The sequence below is a fragment of the Erwinia sp. INIA01 genome (genome assembly GCF_025947915.1).
Lineage (GTDB): Bacteria > Pseudomonadota > Gammaproteobacteria > Enterobacterales > Enterobacteriaceae > Erwinia > Erwinia coffeiphila.
In genome coordinates this window covers 222,482-243,809 of the sequence record NZ_JAPDNC010000005.1, presented here as the reverse complement: position 1 = coordinate 243,809, position 21,328 = coordinate 222,482, and the positions used below count along the sequence as shown (strand labels likewise).

At 56.0% G+C, this 21,328-nt stretch carries 22 protein-coding genes; 18 read left to right on the top strand and 4 right to left on the bottom strand.

What is annotated here, in order from left to right; genetic code table 11:
• Positions 1 to 5 precede the first annotated feature (5 nt).
• The 3 genes from OMR58_RS11250 to OMR58_RS11240 all read left to right on the top strand — a co-directional run bounded on the left by OMR58_RS11250 (position 6) and on the right by OMR58_RS11240 (position 3,272).
• Positions 6 to 1,133, top strand: coding sequence for a M20 aminoacylase family protein (locus OMR58_RS11250; RefSeq protein ID WP_264546051.1), 1,128 nt, complete (start codon positions 6 to 8; stop codon positions 1,131 to 1,133).
• Positions 1,134 to 1,253: 120 nt separating this feature from the next.
• Complete coding sequence (gene gabT, locus OMR58_RS11245) at positions 1,254 to 2,570, top strand: 4-aminobutyrate--2-oxoglutarate transaminase (RefSeq protein WP_264545945.1); 1,317 nt, start codon at positions 1,254 to 1,256, stop codon at positions 2,568 to 2,570.
• A 195-nt stretch (positions 2,571 to 2,765) separates the two neighbouring features.
• On the top strand, positions 2,766 to 3,272 hold the full coding sequence (locus tag OMR58_RS11240; protein WP_105594848.1) for an Lrp/AsnC family transcriptional regulator: 507 nt from the start codon (positions 2,766 to 2,768) through the stop codon (positions 3,270 to 3,272).
• A gap of 919 nt (positions 3,273 to 4,191) precedes the next feature.
• Here the strand turns inward: OMR58_RS11240 and yajD are convergent.
• Positions 4,192 to 4,539 (bottom strand): HNH nuclease YajD, encoded by a 348-nt coding sequence (gene yajD / locus OMR58_RS11235; protein ID WP_123329247.1) that lies wholly within the window; start codon positions 4,537 to 4,539, stop codon positions 4,192 to 4,194.
• 297 nt (positions 4,540 to 4,836) lie between these two features.
• Here yajD and OMR58_RS11230 point away from each other — a divergent pair, with 297 nt between their 5' ends.
• The 3 genes from OMR58_RS11230 to OMR58_RS11220 all read left to right on the top strand — a co-directional run bounded on the left by OMR58_RS11230 (position 4,837) and on the right by OMR58_RS11220 (position 6,603).
• Positions 4,837 to 5,577 (top strand): SDR family oxidoreductase, encoded by a 741-nt coding sequence (locus OMR58_RS11230; protein WP_264545944.1) that lies wholly within the window; start codon positions 4,837 to 4,839, stop codon positions 5,575 to 5,577.
• 123 nt (positions 5,578 to 5,700) lie between these two features.
• Complete coding sequence (locus tag OMR58_RS11225; RefSeq protein WP_264545943.1) at positions 5,701 to 5,988, top strand: hypothetical protein; 288 nt, start codon at positions 5,701 to 5,703, stop codon at positions 5,986 to 5,988.
• Positions 5,989 to 6,207: 219 nt separating this feature from the next.
• On the top strand, positions 6,208 to 6,603 hold the full coding sequence (locus tag OMR58_RS11220; RefSeq protein WP_105594853.1) for a hypothetical protein: 396 nt from the start codon (positions 6,208 to 6,210) through the stop codon (positions 6,601 to 6,603).
• A gap of 13 nt (positions 6,604 to 6,616) precedes the next feature.
• Here OMR58_RS11220 and OMR58_RS11215 read toward each other — a convergent pair whose 3' ends face one another.
• Positions 6,617 to 6,772, bottom strand: a complete 156-nt coding sequence (locus OMR58_RS11215) for a hypothetical protein (RefSeq protein WP_264545942.1) — start codon at positions 6,770 to 6,772, stop codon at positions 6,617 to 6,619.
• A gap of 447 nt (positions 6,773 to 7,219) precedes the next feature.
• Here OMR58_RS11215 and OMR58_RS11210 point away from each other — a divergent pair, with 447 nt between their 5' ends.
• From OMR58_RS11210 to OMR58_RS11185, 6 genes are all read left to right on the top strand, one after another.
• Positions 7,220 to 7,690, top strand: coding sequence for a GNAT family N-acetyltransferase (locus tag OMR58_RS11210; RefSeq protein ID WP_200560786.1), 471 nt, complete (start codon positions 7,220 to 7,222; stop codon positions 7,688 to 7,690).
• Positions 7,687 to 9,747 carry a hydantoinase/oxoprolinase family protein gene (locus tag OMR58_RS11205; RefSeq protein WP_200560787.1) on the top strand — a complete coding sequence of 687 codons (2,061 nt, stop codon included), beginning with the start codon at positions 7,687 to 7,689 and terminating at the stop codon, positions 9,745 to 9,747. The genes OMR58_RS11210 and OMR58_RS11205 overlap by 4 nt, the downstream gene beginning before the upstream one ends.
• Complete coding sequence (locus tag OMR58_RS11200; RefSeq protein ID WP_264545941.1) at positions 9,737 to 11,716, top strand: hydantoinase B/oxoprolinase family protein; 1,980 nt, start codon at positions 9,737 to 9,739, stop codon at positions 11,714 to 11,716. The genes OMR58_RS11205 and OMR58_RS11200 overlap by 11 nt, the downstream gene beginning before the upstream one ends.
• 44 nt (positions 11,717 to 11,760) lie before the next feature.
• Positions 11,761 to 11,904 carry a hypothetical protein gene (locus tag OMR58_RS11195; protein WP_264545940.1) on the top strand — a complete coding sequence of 48 codons (144 nt, stop codon included), beginning with the start codon at positions 11,761 to 11,763 and terminating at the stop codon, positions 11,902 to 11,904.
• 363 nt (positions 11,905 to 12,267) lie between these two features.
• Positions 12,268 to 12,786, top strand: a complete 519-nt coding sequence (locus tag OMR58_RS11190) for a GNAT family N-acetyltransferase (protein ID WP_264545939.1) — start codon at positions 12,268 to 12,270, stop codon at positions 12,784 to 12,786.
• A 106-nt stretch (positions 12,787 to 12,892) separates the two neighbouring features.
• Positions 12,893 to 13,354 (top strand): GNAT family N-acetyltransferase, encoded by a 462-nt coding sequence (locus tag OMR58_RS11185; protein ID WP_264545938.1) that lies wholly within the window; start codon positions 12,893 to 12,895, stop codon positions 13,352 to 13,354.
• A 188-nt stretch (positions 13,355 to 13,542) separates the two neighbouring features.
• Here the strand turns inward: OMR58_RS11185 and OMR58_RS11180 are convergent, their stop codons facing one another.
• Entirely contained in the window at positions 13,543 to 13,779 is a 237-nt protein-coding gene (locus OMR58_RS11180) for a hypothetical protein (protein ID WP_264545937.1), read from the bottom strand.
• 1,671 nt (positions 13,780 to 15,450) lie between these two features.
• Positions 15,451 to 16,110, bottom strand: coding sequence for an O-methyltransferase (locus OMR58_RS11175; protein WP_264545936.1), 660 nt, complete (start codon positions 16,108 to 16,110; stop codon positions 15,451 to 15,453).
• A gap of 801 nt (positions 16,111 to 16,911) precedes the next feature.
• On the opposite strand from OMR58_RS11175, the gene phnF reads away from it, so the two are divergent.
• From phnF to phnK, 6 genes are read left to right on the top strand one after another with little or no spacing between them, the layout of a single operon-like run.
• The gene (gene phnF, locus OMR58_RS11170) at positions 16,912 to 17,631 is read left to right on the top strand and encodes a phosphonate metabolism transcriptional regulator PhnF (protein WP_200560793.1); all 720 of its coding nucleotides are present in this window, start codon (positions 16,912 to 16,914) and stop codon (positions 17,629 to 17,631) included.
• A complete protein-coding gene (gene phnG, locus OMR58_RS11165) occupies positions 17,632 to 18,072 on the top strand; it encodes a phosphonate C-P lyase system protein PhnG (RefSeq protein ID WP_264545935.1) in 441 nt (146 codons plus the stop codon).
• On the top strand, positions 18,072 to 18,647 hold the full coding sequence (gene phnH, locus OMR58_RS11160; protein WP_200547813.1) for a phosphonate C-P lyase system protein PhnH: 576 nt from the start codon (positions 18,072 to 18,074) through the stop codon (positions 18,645 to 18,647). The genes phnG and phnH overlap by 1 nt, the downstream gene beginning before the upstream one ends.
• On the top strand, positions 18,647 to 19,723 hold the full coding sequence (locus OMR58_RS11155) for a carbon-phosphorus lyase complex subunit PhnI (protein ID WP_105594865.1): 1,077 nt from the start codon (positions 18,647 to 18,649) through the stop codon (positions 19,721 to 19,723). Before phnH ends, OMR58_RS11155 begins: the two co-directional genes overlap by 1 nt.
• Positions 19,716 to 20,558, top strand: coding sequence for an alpha-D-ribose 1-methylphosphonate 5-phosphate C-P-lyase PhnJ (locus tag OMR58_RS11150; RefSeq protein ID WP_105594866.1), 843 nt, complete (start codon positions 19,716 to 19,718; stop codon positions 20,556 to 20,558). The genes OMR58_RS11155 and OMR58_RS11150 overlap by 8 nt, the downstream gene beginning before the upstream one ends.
• Positions 20,555 to 21,313, top strand: a complete 759-nt coding sequence (gene phnK / locus OMR58_RS11145) for a phosphonate C-P lyase system protein PhnK (RefSeq protein WP_105594867.1) — start codon at positions 20,555 to 20,557, stop codon at positions 21,311 to 21,313. The genes OMR58_RS11150 and phnK overlap by 4 nt, the downstream gene beginning before the upstream one ends.
• Positions 21,314 to 21,328: the final 15 nt, after the last annotated feature.

The window sequence follows — 21,328 nt, the reverse complement described above, 5'->3', positions numbered from 1 at the left end:
TGGATATTTCTCAGCTGGTCGCGCTGCGCCGCGATCTGCATATTCACCCTGAACTGGCCTACAACGAGCACCGTACCGCGGCTATCGTCGCCGAATTCCTGGATGATCTGGGCATTGAGGTGCATCGCGGTATCGGTAAAACCGGGGTGGTGGGTGTACTGAAGCGCGGCAGCAGTACGCGTGCAATCGGCCTGCGTGCCGATATGGATGCGCTGCCGATGAACGATCTCGGCAGCCAGCCGTGGAAAAGCCAGACGGCGGGCGTCTGCCACGCCTGCGGCCACGACGGCCATACGGTGATGCTGCTGGGTGCCGCCGCGCAGCTGGCCTCGAATCCTGATTTTGACGGTACGGTGAATTTTATCTTCCAGCCGGCGGAAGAAGGGCAGGCCGGGGCGAAGGCGATGATCGAAGACGGTCTGTTTACCCGCTTCCCCTGTGATGCGGTCTACGCCATTCATAACTGGCCGCAGCTGCCGCTCGGCGTGGTGCAAACCCGTCCCGGACCGATTATGGCGGCCGGAGATGCCTTCAGCATTACCGTTCACGGCGGCGGCGGGCATGCCGCGCAGCCGCAGCTGACGCCGGATACCCTGCTGGCGACCAGCGAGCTGGTGGTGGCGCTGCATACCATCGTCAGCCGCAACCTCGACCCGTGCGATCCGGCCGTGTTAACCGTGACGCGGATCAACGGCGGTTTCTCGCACAATATGATCCCGGCGGAAGCCACGCTCAGCGGCACGGTGCGCGCCTTTGACAGCGCAGTGCAGGACACCATTGAACGCCGCATGCGTGAACTGGCCGCCAGTGTGACCGCCGCGCACGGCCTGACGGCAACGGTGAAATACGAGCGCTACTATCCGGCAACCATTAACAGCGCTGAAGAGGCGGCGGTGGCATTACGCGCTGCGCGTCGGGCGGGGCTGGAACACGGCGAAGCGGTAAAACCTGCGCTCACCTCGGAAGATTTCTCCTTTATGTTGCAGGCAAAACCGGGGGCATATCTGTGGCTTGGCTCCGCCGACAGCCGCCCGCTGCATCATTCAGAATATGATTTTAACGATGCGCTGATCCCTTATGGCATTCGCTGGTTCCGTGCCGTTGTTCAGGAAACGCTCGGCGTAAAAATATAACCGACAGATTAGCCCGAATTACGAAAGTTAATGCTGCTGCCGGTCCATCAACGGCAGCTTACCCCCATGGCTTATTGCGATACTTGGCAAATACAATTTTCACGTCAAAGAGGCAAAGAAATGCATAATTTACTGGCTGAGCAGCAGACATTTTCTGATAACGCACTGTTACTGGATACCCGCGCAGAGAACGTTCCGCGCGGCGTAGTAACCGCACACCCGATTGTGATTGCTAAAGGCAAAGGATCGGAAGTGTGGGATGTGGAAGGAAATCGCTATTTAGATTTCGTTGGTGGCATCGGCGTATTAAACGTTGGCCACAATCACCCGGCGGTAGTGAATGCCGTTACCGAACAGCTGCAGCTGGTTTCCCACGCCTGTTTCCAGGTGGCTGCCTACCCGGGCTATATCGAACTGGCAAAGCGCCTGAATAAATTAGTCGGTGCCGGTGAAGAATTTAAAAGCGTATTTTTCACCAGCGGTGCAGAAGCAGTAGAAAATGCGGTGAAGATCGCCCGCGCGCACACTAACCGCCCCGGCGTGATTGCCTTTGACGGTGCCTTCCACGGCCGTACGTTATTAGGCGTGACCCTGACCGGGATGAGCCAGCCGTATAAACAGAACTTCGGTCCGTTCCCTGGCGATGTTTACCGCGTACCGTTCCCGAATGCCTTCCACAATATTTCGGAAGCGGACTGCTTAAAGGCGCTGGATACCCTGTTCGCGGTGCAGATCCTACCGGAGCGCGTAGCGGCGATTATCATTGAACCGGTGCAGGGCGACGGCGGCTTCCTGGCGGCGTCCCCGAGCTTTATGCAGGCGCTGCGTGAGATCACTCAACGCCACGGCATTCTGCTGATCTGCGATGAAGTGCAGACCGGCTTTGGCCGTACCGGCAAGATGTTTGGTTTCCAGCACACCGGCATTGTGCCGGATCTGGTGACCGTGGCGAAAAGTCTTGGCGGCGGCCTGCCGATTTCCGGCGTGGTCGGTAAAGCGGCGATCATGGACGCACCGACTCCGGGCGGACTGGGCGGCACCTACGGCGGTAACGCGCTGGCCTGTGCGGCTTCGCTGGCCGTGCTGGATCTGCTGGAGCACGATAACCTGCTCGAGCGCTCCAACCAGCTTGGTGAACACCTGAATGCGCGCCTGCTCCAGCTGGCGGATAAATACGCCTGCATCGGTGAAGTACGCGGTATTGGCTTTATGCAGGCGGTAGAGATCATCGATTTCGAAACCAAACAGCCGGATGCGGCGCTGACGCAGAAAATTCTGGATTGCGCCTGCCAGGAAGGCCTGCTGTTAATCAAGTGTGGCCTGCATCGCAATACCGTGCGTTTCCTTGCGCCGCTGGTGACCAGTGATTCGCAGCTGGAAGAAGCGCTGCATATCTTTGATATTGCACTGGCTCGTGCAACGGGTCGACTGGGCTGAACGACAGTTCCTCATTGATATTATTGTATTTATTGATAATAACGGCTGGATGGTATGGCACGGTAAATCGCTGGCGTAAGTTGCGGAAAGCGTGCTATACCATTGGAAATTACCTGAAATATCTGACGCGCAGAACATCCCACTGCGCGGTGGATAGGGAAGGGTTGTGACAATGTAGTAACAATGAGGGCGGTTATGAACGGCTTAATGAAACTGGACCGTATCGACATCAACATTCTGGTGCAGCTGCAAAAAGATGGCCGTATCAGCAATGTGAATCTTGCCGATGCCGTTGGGCTGTCGCCCAGCCCCTGTCTGCAGCGCGTCAAGCGCCTGGAAACCGCCGGGTTTATCACCGGCTATGAAGCCCACATCAATCTGACCAAGATTACGGATTCGGTGACGGTGTTTACCGAGGTGACCCTTTCCGGCCATCGTCGCGAAGATTTTATGAAGTTTGAGAACGCTATCCGCGAAGTTGATGAGCTGATGGAGTGCCATCTGATCACCGGCGGTTATGACTATCTGTTACGGTTTATCACCCGCAGTATTGAGCATTATCAGGAAGTGATTGAAGGGTTGCTGGATGCGAAAGTGGGGATTGATAAGTACTTTAGTTATATTGTCATTAAGTCACCGATTATGAAAAGCAGCGTGCCGTTGCGTTCGCTGATTACGCGTCATACCCAGGTTGAGTTTTGATTTGGCTGGTTAGCTGGTTAGCTGGTTAGCTGGTTAGCTGGTTAGCTGGGATCGCTGCGGCATGGGTGGCAGGGCTTCGGCCTCTGCGGCTGCCGGGCGGTCCTCGCGCCGCTTTGCGGTGCCTTCGGTTACGGCACCCGGCCGCACGGATCGGCGAAGACGTGTCATCCCTGACCCGACTTCGCCTGCCGCCAACATCCCTGTTGGCGGCTCCTGGCCAGCTGCCTTCACCTCAGCGCTGCGGATTACCCGCCAGCCGCAGAGGACGATCCCCCTCGAAGTGTGTGCTTGCTGCTTTTGTTGCTGGTTCTGACGAGGAAATCAGGCTGGCAGTGGCAGAAAGCTGGCTTCTCCGGTTCCATGGTCTTCACCTCAGCGCTGCGGATTGCTCGGCAGCCGCAGAGGCCGATCCACTCGAAGTGCGTGCTTGCTGCTTTTGTTGCTGGTCCTGAAGAGGAAATCATGCTGGCAGTGGCAGAAAGCTGGCTTCTCCAGTTACATGGTCTTCACCTTACTACTGTGGATTGCCCGGCAGCCGCAGAGGCCGGACTCACCTTATTCATCTGACAAACTTCAATACCTGAGATGCTCTCTTTCCGTGATTTTTCTATGCCTGAACTGGGCAATGTGCTGTCATTTCTTGTCAAAACCAACGCTTATCTGGCAAAGCAGGTGGGCAGGAGTCTTTCTGAAGGGCAATCCGCAGCGCTGAACGCAGTGAGGAAGCCCGGATTCGGCCACAGGGATGTGGACGAAAGGCGCAGTTGCGCAGGACGCGCATCTGTGCCGGTCCGTGAGGCTGACGAACGAAGTGAAGGTATCGCGAAGCGACGCGAGGACCGCCCGGAAGGAAGACACCTGCCTTCCTGCGAAACATATAACCCGCAGAATACGCCCCGATACTGTCATTTCGAGGAGATTATTTCTTCTTATTCAGCATCGACTTCAGATCGGCAAACGGATTGTAGGTGGCCTCACCGACATCTTTTTGCGCATCTTCACCCGCAACAACGGTGGTGCCGTACTGATCTGCCTCGGTGTACTTCGAGTGCTCGTGATCGTGGCAGTACAGGCACAACAGCTCCCAGTTGCTGCCGTCTTCCGGGTTATTGGTATGATCGTGATCGATGTGGTGAACCGTCAGCTCGCGGAGGTTGGAATAGACAAACTCGCGTGAACAACGACCGCAGACCCACGGATAAATTTTGAGTGCTTTCTCACGGTAGCCGCTTTCCAGCCGCGCGTAGTTCTTAGGGATAAAAGCCATTGCCGATGTTACCTGTGATAGAACGATGAATTCAGAATAGTGCCGTCAATATACCTCATTATTGAGAGTAAGGATAAATGAAGTATGCCGTACGAACCCTGATTTTAATGGCCTTCACCAGAGTCCGTAATGCCTGAATTTCAGTTTCGATAATCCGGTAAAACGATGAACACTGAGGCGTAGCCGCAGGATAAAAAAAAGTATCCAGCGCAAAAATGTCACCTGGTGAAACAGATGACGGCAGCTAGAGAAGTTTCGTAAGGTGGCAAACAAGGTAAATGAAAAGAGGAGGCCATCATGAGGAGATTTCAGGGCAAACGCATTCTAATCACCGGCGGGAGCAGCGGTATGGGGTTGGCCGGCGCGCTGCGCATTGCCAGCGAAGGAGGGCAGGTGGCTATCACCGGTTTGAATGAAGAGCGCCTGGCGAAAGCCCGCAGACTGTTACCGGGCAACACGCTGATCCTGAGAAATGATGCCGCCGCTGAAGAGGATACTACCGCACTGGCGGTGGCCGTCAGCGAGTGGGGCTCGCTGGACGGACTATGGCTGAATGCCGGTTACGCGGAGGTGGGGGCACCGGAGTCCGTTACGGCCGACGGTTTTAACCGGATGATGAATGCCAATGTTCGCGGGCCGATGCTTCAGTTAGCTGCACTGTCCGCCTCGCTAAATCCCGGCGCATCCGTACTGGTTACCTCGTCATCTTCGGTTTATGAAGGCGCGGCGATGACCAGTCTGTATGCCGCGACCAAGGGCGCGACCGTGGCGATGGTGAAAAGCTGGGCCGCTGCGCTGGCCGCGCGCAACATCCGCGCCAACACGCTGGTTCCCGGTCCGATCGAGACGAATTTTCGGCACTTTATGCCGGAGGAGTCCCGCCAGCAGTTTGAGGATTTCGTGGTCAGCCAGGTGCCGCTGAGGCGAGCGGGGACAGCAGAAGAAGCCGCCGCCGTCGCGCTTTTCCTGCTATCCGACGACGCTTCTTACGTGACCGGAAGCCAGTACGCGGTGGATGGCGGGTTGGTGCATTACTGATGTGACGTCTGATTTTATGCCGCATCAGACTTAAAGCGTTTTTATTTACGCCGTTTGCGATGCACATGTAGCAGAACCTGAACGCGATCCCCTGCGGGGGATCTGACCTGGCCACGGCCTTCTGTGGGTATATTGATTGATGATCTCTGCCGTAGCAGCTATAACCCCGAAGCTTCCGTAGAGGTGATTTACCGCTTGCGTTATTTTCATCCTTCGATGAAATACGGCTATTCTCTCATTCCCGCCAGCACCGATATCAATGCCCCTGCATCAGTCATCTCTGATATCCATTCGGCTGGAATTACTTTTAGCATTCCGCCATTCCGCCATTCCGCCAGCAGTGGCTATTTAAATAGTTTTATCTTAATAACGCCGCAGCAGAGAATGTCACTTTTACCGCCATTTCTATAAACCGTGCCAATATTCTCTCCCAACGTAGATAAGGCGATCGAGAAAGAGAGTTAAGATTCAGTGATGTGAAGATTTCAATTGAAAAAGTTCACCGATGTTATTAATTGGGTGTTGTCGATTGATTTTCGGATTTTTCAGGAATTTTTATTCTGGAGTAAGGATTTTGTAAAAATTATACTTTCATGCTGAAAAATAACGTTAAATATTGTAAGGAATACAATGAAAAAGCTACTCCTCTGCGGCATGGTTCTACTCTCTACATCCTGCGCTGATTTCCAGCAGACCGTTGGCGAAAAAATGAAAGCGGTCAATGCGGCGCTCAATACCAATAGCACCAGCACCACCGGTACGCAAACCACGGCCTCGGTAAAACAATCCGGTAAAATCACCAATGAACAGTGCAAGACTAGCATTGGTAAAAGCAGAACCTACTTCGAACAGATTCTGGGCTTCAAACTGAATGAATCTAATTCTTCTGGCTACACGTCATTCTCAGAAACCTACAACCTGCAAATTTCCGATCGTAAAGATCGTTTCGGCGGAAATCTGGCTATCTGCATCATCTCAATCGACCCGCAGACCAATAAAGTAACCACCTTCTCGATGCCGACATAATCTAGCCTCGGGTTTAATTACAAGGGGCGATATTCCTGCCCCTTGTAAGATGATTTACTTTCCAGCCGTTCATCCTGATATTTTCTGCTTCTGCTTCTGCTTCTGCTTCTGCTTCTGCTTCTGCTTCTGCTTCTGCTTCTGCTTCTGCGTCGACAACTAAAAAATCCATCCATGAACAATTGGTTTTATACAGGCAACCCGGAAATCGAACAGCAGACGGATGGTGGCCCCAAAAGGGGCAATCCACAGCGCTGAACGGAAAGAGGAAGCCAGGATTTGGCCGCATGGACGCGGCCAAAAAACACAGCCGGGGCAGGACGCCCCGTCTGTGTTGTTCCGACAGGCTGATGACTGAAGTGAAGGAATCGCGAAGCGACGCGAGGACCCGCCCCGTTGGGGGCCACCACCCGTCAGCGTTATCGCAGTCACCACAGCCGACTAAGCCCTTTAAATTACAGACTCGATCCCCCATCAAATCGACAGACGACGCAGAAAATTTCCCCACCCACCCGTAATTCCCCACAAAACGCCGTAGTCACCCCCCGTTACAAAAAAATCCCGCCGCCAAAAACCGTACACTCATTTTATCCCCACAAAAAACAGGTCAGGAGCCACCATGCTACAGCCGCTCGTTCCCATCATTGCCGAATGGCAGCGCGACGACTATCTGCTCAGCAGCGACCCAAAACGGCTGGATGTGGCATGGGTCCACCATCAGCTTTCTGAAAACAGCTACTGGGCCAAAGGACAGCCGCTGGCGCAAACGCTGCGCGCCCTGGCGGGATCGCTCTGCTTCGGCATCTATCACCGGGGCCGGCAGGTGGGATTTGGCCGCCTGATCACTGACTACAGCCGCTTTGCCTACCTCAGCGACGTGATCATTGACCCGTCGCAGCGCGGCCACGGGCTCGGCGGCTGGTTTGCCGCCAGTATTTTGCAGCACCCTGAACTCAAAACCGTAAAACGCTGGATGCTGGCCACCGACGATGCCCATGAGGTCTATCGCCGCGCGGGCTGGCAGCCGGTGGAAAAGCCACAACGATTGATGGAATTCATTCCCACCCACCCAGAGGATCACACCGCATGAGTTACCGCGTTGGCGTCGATATTGGCGGCTCGTTCACCGATTTTGCCGTGCTGGACGAGCGAGATAACAGCATTCGAACGCTAAAAGTTCTGTCGCGCCCCGACAGCCCCGGCAGCGAAATTACCACCGGCCTTGCCCAGTTCCGCGAGCGCGACGGCATCCAGCCGCAGGAAATCAGCGCGTTTACCCACGGCACCACCGTCGGCGTCAACGCGGTGATCCAGCGCAAAGGCGTGCGGCTGGCGTTGTTTGCCACAGACGGTTTCTGCGACGTGCTGGAGCTGGCCCGCCTGAAGATCCCCCATATCCACGATCTGTTTTCACGCCGCCCGGCTCCGCTGATTTCCCGCGATCGGGTTTTCGCCATTCGTGAACGCACTGATCGTGACGGCCGGGTATTGCAGGAGGTCGACAGGCAAAGCGTGGTAGAGGCGATTGACGGCGCGCGGGCGGCAGGCTGCGAGGGGATCGTGGTTTCGCTGCTGCACAGCTATCGCAACGGCGGCAACGAGGCGCGGGTGCGGGAACTGGTCGCTGAGCTGGCCCCGGATCTGCTGACCTCCTGCTCGGCGGAGATCTGGCCGATTATTCGTGAGTACGAACGCACCATCACCGCAGTGATCAACGCCTACGTACAGCCAAAGGTCATCCACTATCTCGACTCGTTCGAGCGGGCGCTAAAAGAGATGGGCGTTCCTGTACCACCACGTATCACCAAGTCCAACGGCGGAGTGATGGGGCTGGCGCAGGCCAAAGCGGAATGCGTACAGATGGTGCTTTCCGGTACCGCTTCCGGGGTGATCGGTGCCAGCTATATTGCGGAAAACTGCGGCTTTGACCGTCTGCTGAGCCTGGATATTGGCGGCACCAGCGCTGATGTGGCAGTGATTATCGATGGTCGCCCGGAATACGGCAGCGGTGAAATTATCGGTGACTTCCCGATCTACATTCCGTCGGTTTCCGTCACCTCGGTGGGACAGGGCGGCGGCTCGATCGCCTGGATCGACAATCTGGGGGTGTTACAGGTGGGGCCGGACAGCGCGGGTTCACTGCCTGGCCCGGTCTGCTTCCGCCGCGGCGGTACAGAAGCCACCGCCACCGATGCCTTTGCCGCCTGCGGCATGATCGGCCATGGCGATCTCGGCTACAACGCGGTGCAGGTCGATGTAGCAGGGGCGCGGGCGGCGGTGCAGAAACTGGCCGAACCGCTGGGCATCAGCATTGAAGAGACGGCAGAAAACATTATCGCGCTGGCGATTTCCAGCATGTACAGCGACACCAGCGGGCTAATATCCCGTTTCGGCCTCGATCCGCGCGAGTTCTACTTCCTTGCATTTGGCGGTGCCGGGCCGATGATGGGCTGCTTCCTGGCGCGCGAACTAAAGCTGAAAGGCGTGGTTGTACCGCCAACACCCGGCGTGCTTTCGGCGTTGGGCGGGCTGGTCGCCGATATCAAAAACGACTTTATCAACACGCTTTACTGCGATCTGAACCCGGCTGCCAGTGCCGCTCTGCATGATGCCAGCGGCGTGTTGCGCGATGAAGCCGAAGGCTGGCTGCAGCGCGAGTACGGTGGCGATCTGCCGTACCGGCTGAGCTTCTCCGCCGATATGCGCTATCGCGGCCAGTCGTTTGAAATCGACGTGGCGCTGGAGGAAGAATGGCTGCGGGCGGGCAATCTGGCCGCGATCCGTCAGGCTTTCGATGCCCATCACACCCGCCTGTTCGGCCACCACGATGAGCATGCGGCGGTGCAGCTGATTAACCTGCGGCTGGTGCTGAGTTCGCCTACGCCAAAACCGCAGATGAACCTGCTGGCCGCCGCCGAGGGTCCGGTGCAGGTACTGCGCCAGGTGGAAGCCTGGATCGACGGGCGCTGGTGGCAGGTGGATGTGGTTTCCCGCTCCGCGCTGGCCGCCGGGCACCAGCTCACCGGCCCGGTTATCGTCGCGCAGGACGACTGCACCACCTGCGTACCGCCGCAGATGCAGGTCGACGTCGACCGCTTTGGCAACCTGATTATCACCCCCGTTTCCGGAGAACATCATGGCAATTGATGGCCGTAACCTGCAGATCCTCGCCAACTACTGTGCGGCCGCGGCCGACGCGATGGCGTTTACGCTGATGCGCACCGCGCATTCCACCTTTGTTAAAGAGACGGAAGATTTTTCCTGTCAGATCGTCAGCCGCGACGGGCTGGCATTTGCCTCGCCGCGCAGCTTCGGCGCGCCCTGGTACAGTGGGATTGACTACGGCCCGGTGCTGGCGCTGATCGACGGCTATCAGGAAGGGGATATCTGCATCACCAACGATTCCTATGCCGGAAATGTGGCGACCCACTCGCCGGATATCCATATCTGGAAGCCGGTGTTCCACCAGGGTGAAATCGTCTGCTTTGTGGTCGGCCATATCCATAATACCGACGTGGGTGGCGCGGTGCCTGCTTCACTGTCGCGATCCCTGACCGAGATCGTGCAGGAGGGCATTCGCATTCCTCCGCTGAAAATCATCAGCGGCGGCCAGATGAATGAGGCGGTAGCGCAGATTATGCGGCTTAACGTGCGTGCGCCGGACCAGAACTGGGGCGATTTCAACGCGCAGATCGCCTCGGTGAATATTGGCGAGCGTAAGGTGCAGGAGATTATCGCCCGCTTCGGCATCGATGACTTCCTGACCGGCGTTGAAGGGATTCTCGACTACGCCGAGCAGCAGGCGCGGTCGATTATCAGCACGATTCCCGACGGTGAATACTTCTATGCCGACTACGCCGATGAAGACGGCGAGGGGGGCTATCCGTGCCGCATCGCCATTACGCTGCGGATCAAAGGCGACAGTCTGGAGCTGGACTACACCGGCAGCGATCCGCAGCTGGCCTCATCGCTGAATATGCCCACCGGCGGCCGCGAACGGCATCCGCTGGCACTGGTGGGCGTCACTTATGTGCTTTCGACTCTCGACCGTTCCCTGCTGCTGAATGCCGGTACTCTGCGGCCAACACGCGCCATTCTGCCGCCGGGCACGATAATGAACTGTGAGGCTCCAGCGGCGGTAGGGATGCGTTCGCTGACCTGCGCGATGTCGCAGATCGCCACCGTGGGGGCGTTTTCGCTGGCGATGCCTGACAGGCTGCCCGCTAACTCGCCGGGCGGTAATTCGATTATTAATATCCGTACCGTGGATGCGCAGAACCGAACCGTGGTGGCTTCACTTGGCCCGGTCGGCGGCGGTGCGGGCGGCACGCCAAAACACGACGGACCGGACGGTTCCGGCGGGCTGTCGGCGTTCCTGAAGAACACACCGATCGAGATCAACGAGGCCGAAGTGCCGGTGCGCTTCCATCGTTACGGGCTGGCGGCGGACAGCGCCGGAGCCGGGAAGTACCGCGGCGGGCTGGCAACGGAGATGGCGTTTGAGGTGTTCGCACCGAATACCACCATCACCGCGCGCAACCGCAACCGCTCAGTGTTTTCCTCCGCCGGTGCGGCGGGTGGGCGTGCGGGGAGCACTTCCTGGTTCCGCACCACGCGCCCCGACGGCAGCGTCATTGAGCACGGCAATACCGATGTCATTCACTGTGGGCCGGGAGATGTGGTGACGGTGAAAGGGCCGGGCGCGGGCGGCTACGGCGCGGCAAAAGATCGCGATGCGCAGGCGGTGCTGCGGGACGTGCAGTGTGGATTTCTCAGCGAGCAGGCGGCGCGCGAGCAGTACGGCGTGGTGATGCAGCGCGGTGAAATCGATCTGTCTGCTACCGAAGCATTACGGGCGGCAATGCCGGGTGCGGGCGATAAGCATTTTGATGTGGGGGCGGCGCGCGAAGGCTTTGAGGCGCTGTGGACGGAGGATCGCTATCGTCTGCTGACCGCATTCCTTGCCGAGCGGCCTGTAGTGTGGCGTCATTTCCTTAAGCATCAGGTATTTGCTGCGGTACAGAAGGGCGAGGGGAGCGATCTGCCGCTGGATGAGCAGATGGCGGTGCTGTTTGCGCGGCTGATGGCGCAGTTTCCGGCGCTGAGTGCGGCATAGCGGGGGACCGTTTTGCCTGACAGTATCGGTGATAGCGCTGGCTGTTGTTGATATTGTTGGTGCTGTTGGTGCTGTTGGTGCTGTTGGTGCTGTCGGTAAGTCGCGGCGATCGCGCGGGCTGGCCGTGCCCCCGTCTGGTCCTGTCCTCGCGCCGCGATGCGGTGCCTTCACTGCGTGCGTCAGCCTGACAGACCGGCACAGACGGGGCGTCCTGCCCCGGCTGCGCCTTTCCCCCGCGTCCGTGCGGGGGAATCCTGGCTTCCTTTCTGCGTTCAGCGCTGCGGATGTCCCGCCCGGGTGCACGGCCAGCCTGCTGTTTTCTTCGGTGTTGCCTGAAAAACATCAGGTTCGGTTCAGCCTTGTGTGAGCAACTGCATCTGGTCTTACTACCCGTTTGCATTTTTCTCGACCATCGCCAACAAAATCTGGCGGTACACATTTTGAATGTTAGAGTGTTTGCTGTGTGCCAGAGGCGGACGTTGTTAAAAGCGTGATATGTTGATGAAGAGTGTGGCATAAAGTTAACATCTTCAAGGAAAGAGGTTTGTCAGATGAATTTAGAAACTGCGCGTTTAATGTTTGAGCCCTTTCATGATTCACACTACGAAGGCTTAAGGTTGATGGATAACGATTCCGGCGTGATGCGTTATATCAGCAAGGGTATTGTTAAGACACCGGAAGAGACTTGGGAAAGTATCAGGCGTGTTCAGGCCCGTTGGGACAAATACGGATTTTCGTGGTGGGCTATCAAAGAGAAGGCTTCCGAGGCCATCGTTGGCGCAGCATGCCTCCAATACCTGGCAAACGTTGAGGGTGAACCCTTAGAGATTGGCTGGCGACTCGTCCCGGAACAGAATGGCAAAGGCTATGCAACCGAAGCGGCTAAAGCGATTATTAATTTTGCGGCTGAGCAGATTGGCGCAACGTATTTAGTGGCTGTTGCTGATCCAGAAAATATGCCCTCTCAGAGAGTGATGCAGCGATTAGGTATGACTTACAAAGCAATAGAACAGCATTACGATGTGCCCTGCGTAGTTTATGAACTTAGCCTCCAGCGCGATCAATCGTAATGGGGATGTTTACACAACGTCCGCTTCGTGCCAGAAATCGGACCAATTTACGCCACATAGTGACAAGGAATACAATACAGATAACATGGCTATTAGATGCCAACTTATGGACTATAAAATTATGATAAATATGGAAGTAGGAACGCCAGTTGACTACCCGATTTTATTGAAGATCTGGGAATCATCCATACGTGCTACGCATGATTTTTTACAGGAGCAGGATATCCAGACGCTACGCCCCCTAATACAGCATACGTATCTTCCTGACCTGACTATCACGCTCGCACGTCTAGCCTGTGACAATTCGATCGTGGGTTTTACTGGTGTATGCGAAAAGCGTATTGAAATGCTCTTTGTGGAAGCAGACCAACGCGGGAAAGGCATCGGCAAGTTACTTCTGTTCCAAGCTACCAACGAGCAGGGTGCTCATGAACTTGACGTAAACGAACAGAATCTTCAGGCTATTCTCTTTTATAAAAAATACGGTTTTGAAACTGTTGGTCGTTCTGAAGTTGACGGCCAAGGCATGCCATACCCTTTGTTGCATATGAAAATAAAGGGAACATAATCTTCCCATCCCAAATCAAATCTGCTCTTGGCTCCAACCAGATCGCTGGGAGCGACTTAGGGCAGCTTATTGCCAGAAGCGAATACTACATAACATAATATCAACGGGCTTAATCAGTTTTAACAGTGCAAACTGGCAATCTGCTATCAATATGAAATGTTACTTCCATACTCGTGCAAAGTTGTAACTCACCAGAGCCAACGCCGCTCGGATTCTTGCCAGGAACCCTGCCAGAGGTCAAAACGCTTTAATTGTTTAATTTTTTTTAGAACAACATTTTCACCTGCGGATGAGAAAGTTCGACTAGGAATTGAAATACCAAAAAGATCTTCCTCTATAGGGAAGATTTCACATTCTGATGCCAATAATCCCAACGCTTTTTCTATCTTATTACGGTCTGCTTTTACAATTAATTGAAGTCCCATCAGCGTGTAAACTCCACAATGGCTACCTGCTCAAGCGCTCGACTGACCTGGGATATGATCGGATCAGGGATGGATTGTCCTCGAATGTCATAGATGATACGGCAGGTTCGGATATGCGATGGAAGCTGCGATAGTCCATAGGATATTCTGGCAATATTAAACGCAATGCTAAATTTTACAGATTCCGGGGATGCCAGACTGTGGTTGGCTACAAGGAGAAACTCTCCGCGTTCTTCTGATATAAATTCCGGGGTAAACATCACGCAGCCCTCTTAATTTTTTCGTCGACTTGTTTTTTATCTTCTACTCTTTTCGTGGAGTATACCCTATCCTGATCTGGAAAAGAAATATTCACTAGTGTTGCCGCACACCGAAACATTCATTGAAAGAGAAACGTCAGGCTAAAGTGGGGCGGGACTTATCTCAGCCCTGAAGGTATCCCCGCCCTTCAGGGCGGGAAGAATGGCAATAATTGATATTTTACTCGCTATAGAACGCAATAATATCATTCCCCAACGTCACATTCTCAAGTGACATAGTAAATACATTCTGAGTCTTAATGGTCGATGCAATAAATGAATCATTTATTATCTTGGAGTCAAAATACATTTTCAATCTATCACCGACATTGCTGGCGATTAGCTGATTCAATTTTTTTTGCACATAATTCACTATCTCTCAATTGTAATCCAAGTGAATAGCTTCCATTTTCATTATCTAGATCCCTGCTTAATGAAATATATGCAAGGCATTTTTGTTCAATGGTATAGGAAATGTCTTTGACTGTGTATTTTAATCCAGCCTCAGTACCCATAACCAGACTAGGAGAAAATAATAAACACATGACAAAGACTTTTTTATTTAAAAAATACAACTTACACCCTCCATAAATTCATTTTCGAATTCTAACATGCCAGTAACTCAAGAGGAATAATTTAAATTTTGAATTTAAATTAATAACAACAACACCTAAAACTCTATATATGACCTATTGTCAGTAAAGAAAGGCATAGGTCAAGCAATCAGGACAGTCTAGACGTTTACTTAAGAAACATCCAACTACCAGTTTATCGAAGGGATGTTATGTTTATATTGATGAAAATATTAAGTAAGTCATCCGTGAGCGTCCGTTCCTCGCTCAAAGCCGTCAGTCAATTCAGTAGATGACTTGTTTTCATTTTGTTGTTGCAGATGTCCAAATGAAATGCAAGCAGGCAGGTAAAATGCAAATATATGGTCAAGTGAGTGCAAATCCCCATTCGGGGATTTCCTCATGGCTAGCATCGTTCTCCGCAATACTGGGAGCCCCCCAACCACCACAGCCCGTTTTCAAAGACAGCCGCACAAAACCTCAAGGAATGACCACCCGGCCTGGTTTTAAAATCGCGAAACAGAAGCCATAAGGGCAGAGCGCTACGGGGCAGGTTAGCCGGGTGTCTGCCGCAGGGATGCGGCAGACAGGGTTACTGGGATGGATTATCGACGTCTTTGCGATCTGCCCGTAACGCTCGGACCTACCCCGGCTACCACAGCTCGGTTTTAAAGCAACTGCACAAAAGCCAAAGGAATAAGCACTCAGCACGGTTTTAAAAACAGCGACACAGAATCCAGAAAGGCTGGAACGGGGCGTCATAGATGGGCCACATAACGGCCGCCGGGCTCAAACTTATCTTATTTCACCCTCGCCATCGCCAGTCCATCCCAGCCTTTGGCTCCGATGGTTTGAACCGCCGTGGCTTCCAGCCGATCGTCGTTGCCCACCAGGCTGAGAAATTCCCGCAGCCCCTGGAGATTCGGATCGGCATCTTCGCCATCGGTGATTTTCCCGCTGCGTACCACGTTATCACCGATGATTACCGTACCGGAACGCGAGTATTTCAGCGCCCACTCCAGATAGATCGGGTTATTTTGTTTGTCGGCATCGATAAAGATCATATCGAACGGGGCGGAACCTTCGAGGGTTGGCAGCGTATCCCGTGCGGCACCAACAAGGATGGTCACTTTGCTTTCCAGCCCGGCGCGGCGAATGTTGTGACTGGCGATTTCGGCGTGGCGCGGCTGATACTCAAGGGTGATCACTTTGCCATCCTCCGGCAGTGCGCGTGCAAGCCAGATCGTGCTGTACCCACCCAGCGTGCCGATTTCCAGAATGCGTCTGGCACCGATCATTTTGGCGAACAGATAGAGTAACTTTCCCTGATTAGGGGCCACGTCAATCGGCGGCAGTCCGGCGTGTTTGTTGGCTTCCAGTGCGGCCAGCAGGGTCTCATCCTGCGGGACGAGTTGTTCAATCAGATAATTGTCGACGGCGGCCCAGCGTTGTTGATCCATTTTGCGTTTCCTGTTTTGGGGCAGAGGTAATAACTATAAGTCAGACATGGAGCGATGTGCTCAGGGAGTTGCTTCAGTTTCCGCGATTGGCGTATCGGGGCTGGATTTGGTGTAGCTGCTTGTTTCGCATCTGGCTTATCGGTGTGGGCCGGGTTCGCCGACTCGGCGTGAATACGTCCTTGTAGCCTCGACGGGCGCGTCCATGCGCCCGACGGTCTGCGAACCCGGCCCACACCGATTGCCTGCTAACCAATATGTTGCTGTCGGTAAAAACTAACGGTGTTTGCAGCAACACCCGTGTTTGAAAGGATGACCGTTACGGGACAGGTTAGCCGAGTGTCTGCCGCAAGGATGCGGCAGCCAGGGCTCCACGGATGGATTAACGGCGTCTCGGCGATCTGCCCGTAACGGTCGGCCTTAGCACCGGACGGTCCGCTAATCCGTCCAGCCCCGATTGCCTCAATGCTTTGGTATCGCTGCCGGATAATCTGACATGAGATGGCAGCAACACCCGTGTTTGAAAGGATGACCGCTACGGGACAGGTTAGCCGAGTGTCTGCCGCAAGGATGCGGCAGCCAGGGCTCCAGGGAGGGATTAACGGCGTCTCGGCGATCTGCCTGTAACGGTCAACCTGAGCACCTGACGGCCAGCGAATCCTCTTCTTTAGCACCATTTCACAAACGTCATCTCCCCTTAACCGCAGTGTCACACAACCCCGGCAAAGTAACGGCCATCGGTGGCAGGAAGCAGCAATTTGAAGACAGCTTCCCGCCGGGTATGACGCTGTGGAGATTTTTTTAATGCTCAACTTATCCAGACATCCGACCACTTTATATCAGGCCATCGCCGCTCGGCTGGAAGATGAACTGCGCAGCCGCTATCGCTGCGGCGAATATCTGCCGTCGGAAAAACAGCTGGCCGCACACTATGAGGTCAACCGTCATACCCTGCGCCGCGCGGTGGATGAACTGGTTGATAAAGGACTGGTTCAGCGCCGTCAGGGCGTTGGCATTCTGGTGCTGATGCGCCCGTACGACTACCCGCTGCACGCACAGGCACGGTTCAGCCAGAACCTGATGGAGCAGGGGAGCCACCCCACCAGCGAACGCCTGCTGGCCGTGTTACGCCCCTGCAACGCTGAAGTAGCCGTCGCGCTGGCCTGTAACGAGGGCGATACGGTGATCCACCTGCGCACCCTTCGCCGGGTTAACGGCGTGCCGGTGTGCGTGATTAATCACTACCTGCCCGATCTGGACTGGTGGCCACAGCTGCAAAAGTTTACCAGCGGATCGCTGCACGACTTTATCAGCCAGCAGTTGGGCGAAGATCTGACGCGCAAGCAGACGCGCATCGCTGCCCGCCGCGCACAGGCAAAAGAGAGCCGTCTGCTGGAAGTTACGCTGCATGCACCACTGCTGTGCGTGCGCACTCTGAATACCCGTAACGGCAGCGGCGCGATGGCGGAATACTCCGTCAGCCTGACGCGTGCCGACATGATTGAACTCACGCTGGAGCATTAAATGGAAGCACATAAGGCCCGCCAGCACTGGCTCTCAGTACTGGCCCACAGCAGCCCGCAACAGCTGCTGGCGCACTGGCCATCAACGCTGCAACCGCAGTACCAACTGCTGCGCGCGCCGGAAACCGGGCTGACCCGCCTCCAGGCGCGAATGGGGGGAACCGGGCGTCGATTCATTCTCGGTGATACCACCGTCACCCGCGCGGTGGTTCAGCTGGAAAATGGCACCTGCGGCTACAGCTATATTATCGGGCGCGATAAAGCCCACGCGGAACGCTGCGCGCTGCTGGATGCCCTGCTTCAGGACGACAGCGCACAGGCTCTTCATCAACAGATTATTGCGCCGCTGGCCGCCGCACGTCAGGAACAGCTGCTGCTGCGTTCCCGCGAAGTTGCCAGCAGTCGCGTTGACTTCTTCACCCTCGTCAGGGGAGACAATTAATGACTCTACTCGCCAGTTTCAGCCATCCGGTCGCCGATGCCCAGCACGCCTTCCGTCGTATTCTTAAAGCCATGAGCGAGCCGGGCGTGATGGTTTCTCTGCCGTCGCTGCCCGCCTGGGGGCGTACCTCTGTGGCGGCAACGGCGGTGCTGATGACGTTGGTGGATCGTGAAACACCGCTGTGGATCGATGAGCGCTTTCATGATGAGGCGCTGCTGAACAATCTGCGTTTTCACACCGGTGCGCCGGTTACCGATCGTACCGACGCGCCGTTTGCTCTACTGCACGCCAAATCCGCCGTTGATATCGCCAGCTTCTCGCCGGGCGACAACGTCTCGCCGGAGAAAAGCAGCACGCTGATTATTGATGTCGCCGGGCTGAGCGGTGGTCTGACGCTGCGCCTGCGCGGTCCCGGACTGATGGAAACCCGGGCGATTGCGCCGCAGCTGCCGGAAAGCGTGCTGAAATTCCTGCGTAAACGCGCGCATACCTTCCCTCAGGGTATCGATCTGATCTTCACCTGTGGCGAAAACATGATGGCCCTGCCGCGCACCACCAATGTGGAGGTGTGCTGATGTACGTTGCGGTGAAAGGGGGCGAGAAGGCGATAGCCGCCGCCCACCGGCTACAGGAAGATCTGCGACGCGGCGACCGCAGTGAGGCGGAGTTGCAGTGTCAGCAGATTGACCAGCAGCTGGGCCTGGCGGTGGACAGGGTGATGACCGAAGGCGGCATCCACGACCGCGAGCTGGCCGCGCTGGCTATCAAGCAGGCCAGTGGCGATCTGGTGGAGGCGATTTTCCTGCTGCGCGCCTATCGCACCACGCTGCCGCGCCTCGCGGACAGCCTGCCGCTGGAGAGCGGAAAGATGCGCGTAGAGCGACGGATCTCCGCCGTTTATAAAGATCTGCCCGGCGGACAGCTGCTGGGACCAACCTACGATTACACCCACCGCCTGCTGGATTTTACCCTGCTGGCCGAGGGAAAAACGCCGCCCGCGCAGCGAGCAGAACAGCCGCTGGACGAGCGCTGCCCGCATATGTTTGACCTGATGACCCGTGAAGGACTGGCAATTGCCGAAGAGGATGACGGCAGTGAACCGCTGGATATTACCCGCGATCCGCCATCTTACCCGCTGCCGCGCTCGGCGAAGCTACAGCAGCTGGTGCGCGGCGATGAGGGTTTCCTGCTGGCGCTGGGCTATTCCACCCAGCGCGGCTACGGCCGCACCCATCCGTTTGCCGGTGAGATCCGTACCGGCTACGTCACGGTGGAAATCGCGCCCGAGGAGCTGGGCTTCCCGCTGGAGATCGGCGAAATCCTGCTGACCGAATGTGAAATGGTCAACGGCTTTACCACCCCTGCCGATGCCGCACCGCATTTCACCCGCGGCTACGGCCTGGTCTTTGGCCGCGCCGAGCGTAAAGCGATGGCGATGGCGCTGGTGGATCGCGCTCTGCAAACCGATGAGTACGGTGAGCGCATCACCAGCCCGGCGCAGGATGAGGAATTTGTCCTGTCGCACGCGGATAACGTTGAGGCGGCGGGCTTTGTGTCGCACCTCAAGCTGCCGCACTACGTCGATTTCCAGGCCGAGCTGGAACTGTTAAAGCGCCTGCGCGCGGAGTATCAGGAGAAGCAACGTGGCTGAACTGCATGGTTACAATCCGGGCTATCTGGATGAGCAAAGCAAACGCACTATCCGCCGGGCGATCCTCAAGGCGGTGGCGATCCCCGGTTATCAGGTTCCGTTCGGCGGGCGTGAAATGCCGATGCCCTACGGCTGGGGAACCGGCGGTATCCAGCTGACCGCCAGTATGATCGGCGAACACGACGTGCTGAAGGTGATCGATCAGGGGGCCGACGATACGACCAATGCGGTTTCTATCCGCCGATTTTTCCAGCGGGTTAGCGGCGCAGCGGTAACCGAGCGTACCGTGGATGCTACGCTGATCCAGACCCGCCACCGCATTCCCGAGACTCCGCTGACTGAAGATCAGGTGCTGATTTATCAGGTGCCGATCCCCGAGCCGCTGCGTTTTATTGAGCCGCGCGAAACCGAAACCCGCACCATGCACGCGCTGGAAGAGTACGGCATCATGCAGGTGAAGCTGTATGAGGATATTGCCCGCTACGGTCATATCGCCACCACCTATGCCTATCCGGTTAAGGTCAACGATCGCTACGTGATGGACCCGTCGCCGATCCCGAAATTCGACAACCCGAAAATGCATATGATGCCCGCGCTACAGCTGTTCGGTGCCGGGCGTGAAAAGCGCATCTACGCGCTGCCCCCGTATACCAAAGTGGAAAGCCTCGACTTCGACGATCACCCGTTCACCGTCCAGCAGTGGGATCAGCCCTGCGCCATCTGCGGATCGCGCACGAGCTATCTGGATGAGGTGGTGATGGACGACAGCGGCACCAGGATGTTTGTCTGCTCCGATACCGATTACTGCCATCAGCAACAGGAAAGCCAGTCATGAATAGTGAGTCACCGCTGCTGACGGTCAATCAGCTTACCCACCTTTATGCGCCGGGTAAGGGTTTCAGCGATGTGTCATTTGAACTTTACCCGGGTGAAGTGCTGGGGATCGTAGGGGAATCCGGCTCCGGGAAGACCACTCTGTTGAAGGCAATTTCGGCCCGACTGCCGCCGCAGCACGGCGAAATTATCTATCAGGGTAATGACCTTTATGCGATGAGCGAAAGTGAACGCCGCCGCCTGCTGCGCACCCAGTGGGGCGTGGTGCATCAGTATCCGATGGACGGATTACGGGCGCAGGTATCGGCCGGTGGCAATATCGGCGAGCGGCTGATGGCGGTCGGCGAGCGCCACTACGGGCAGATCCGCGAGAAGGCCGGCCAGTGGCTGGAAGATGTGGAGATCCCGCTGGCGCGCATCGATGATCTGCCGGGCACTTTCTCCGGCGGTATGCAGCAGCGTTTGCAGATCGCCCGCAACCTGGTCACCGGACCGAAGCTGGTATTTATGGATGAACCGACCGGTGGACTGGATGTGTCGGTGCAGGCGAGGCTGCTGGATCTGCTGCGTAACCTGGTGCGCGATCTCAATCTGGCGGTGGTGATTGTCACCCATGATCTCGGCGTGGCGCGTCTGCTGGCCCATCGTTTGCTGGTGATGAAGCAGGGACAGGTGGTGGAGAGCGGTCTGACCGACAGGGTGCTTGACGATCCGCATCATCCCTATACCCAGCTGCTGGTGTCATCCATTCTGTAACCCATGTTGAGAAAC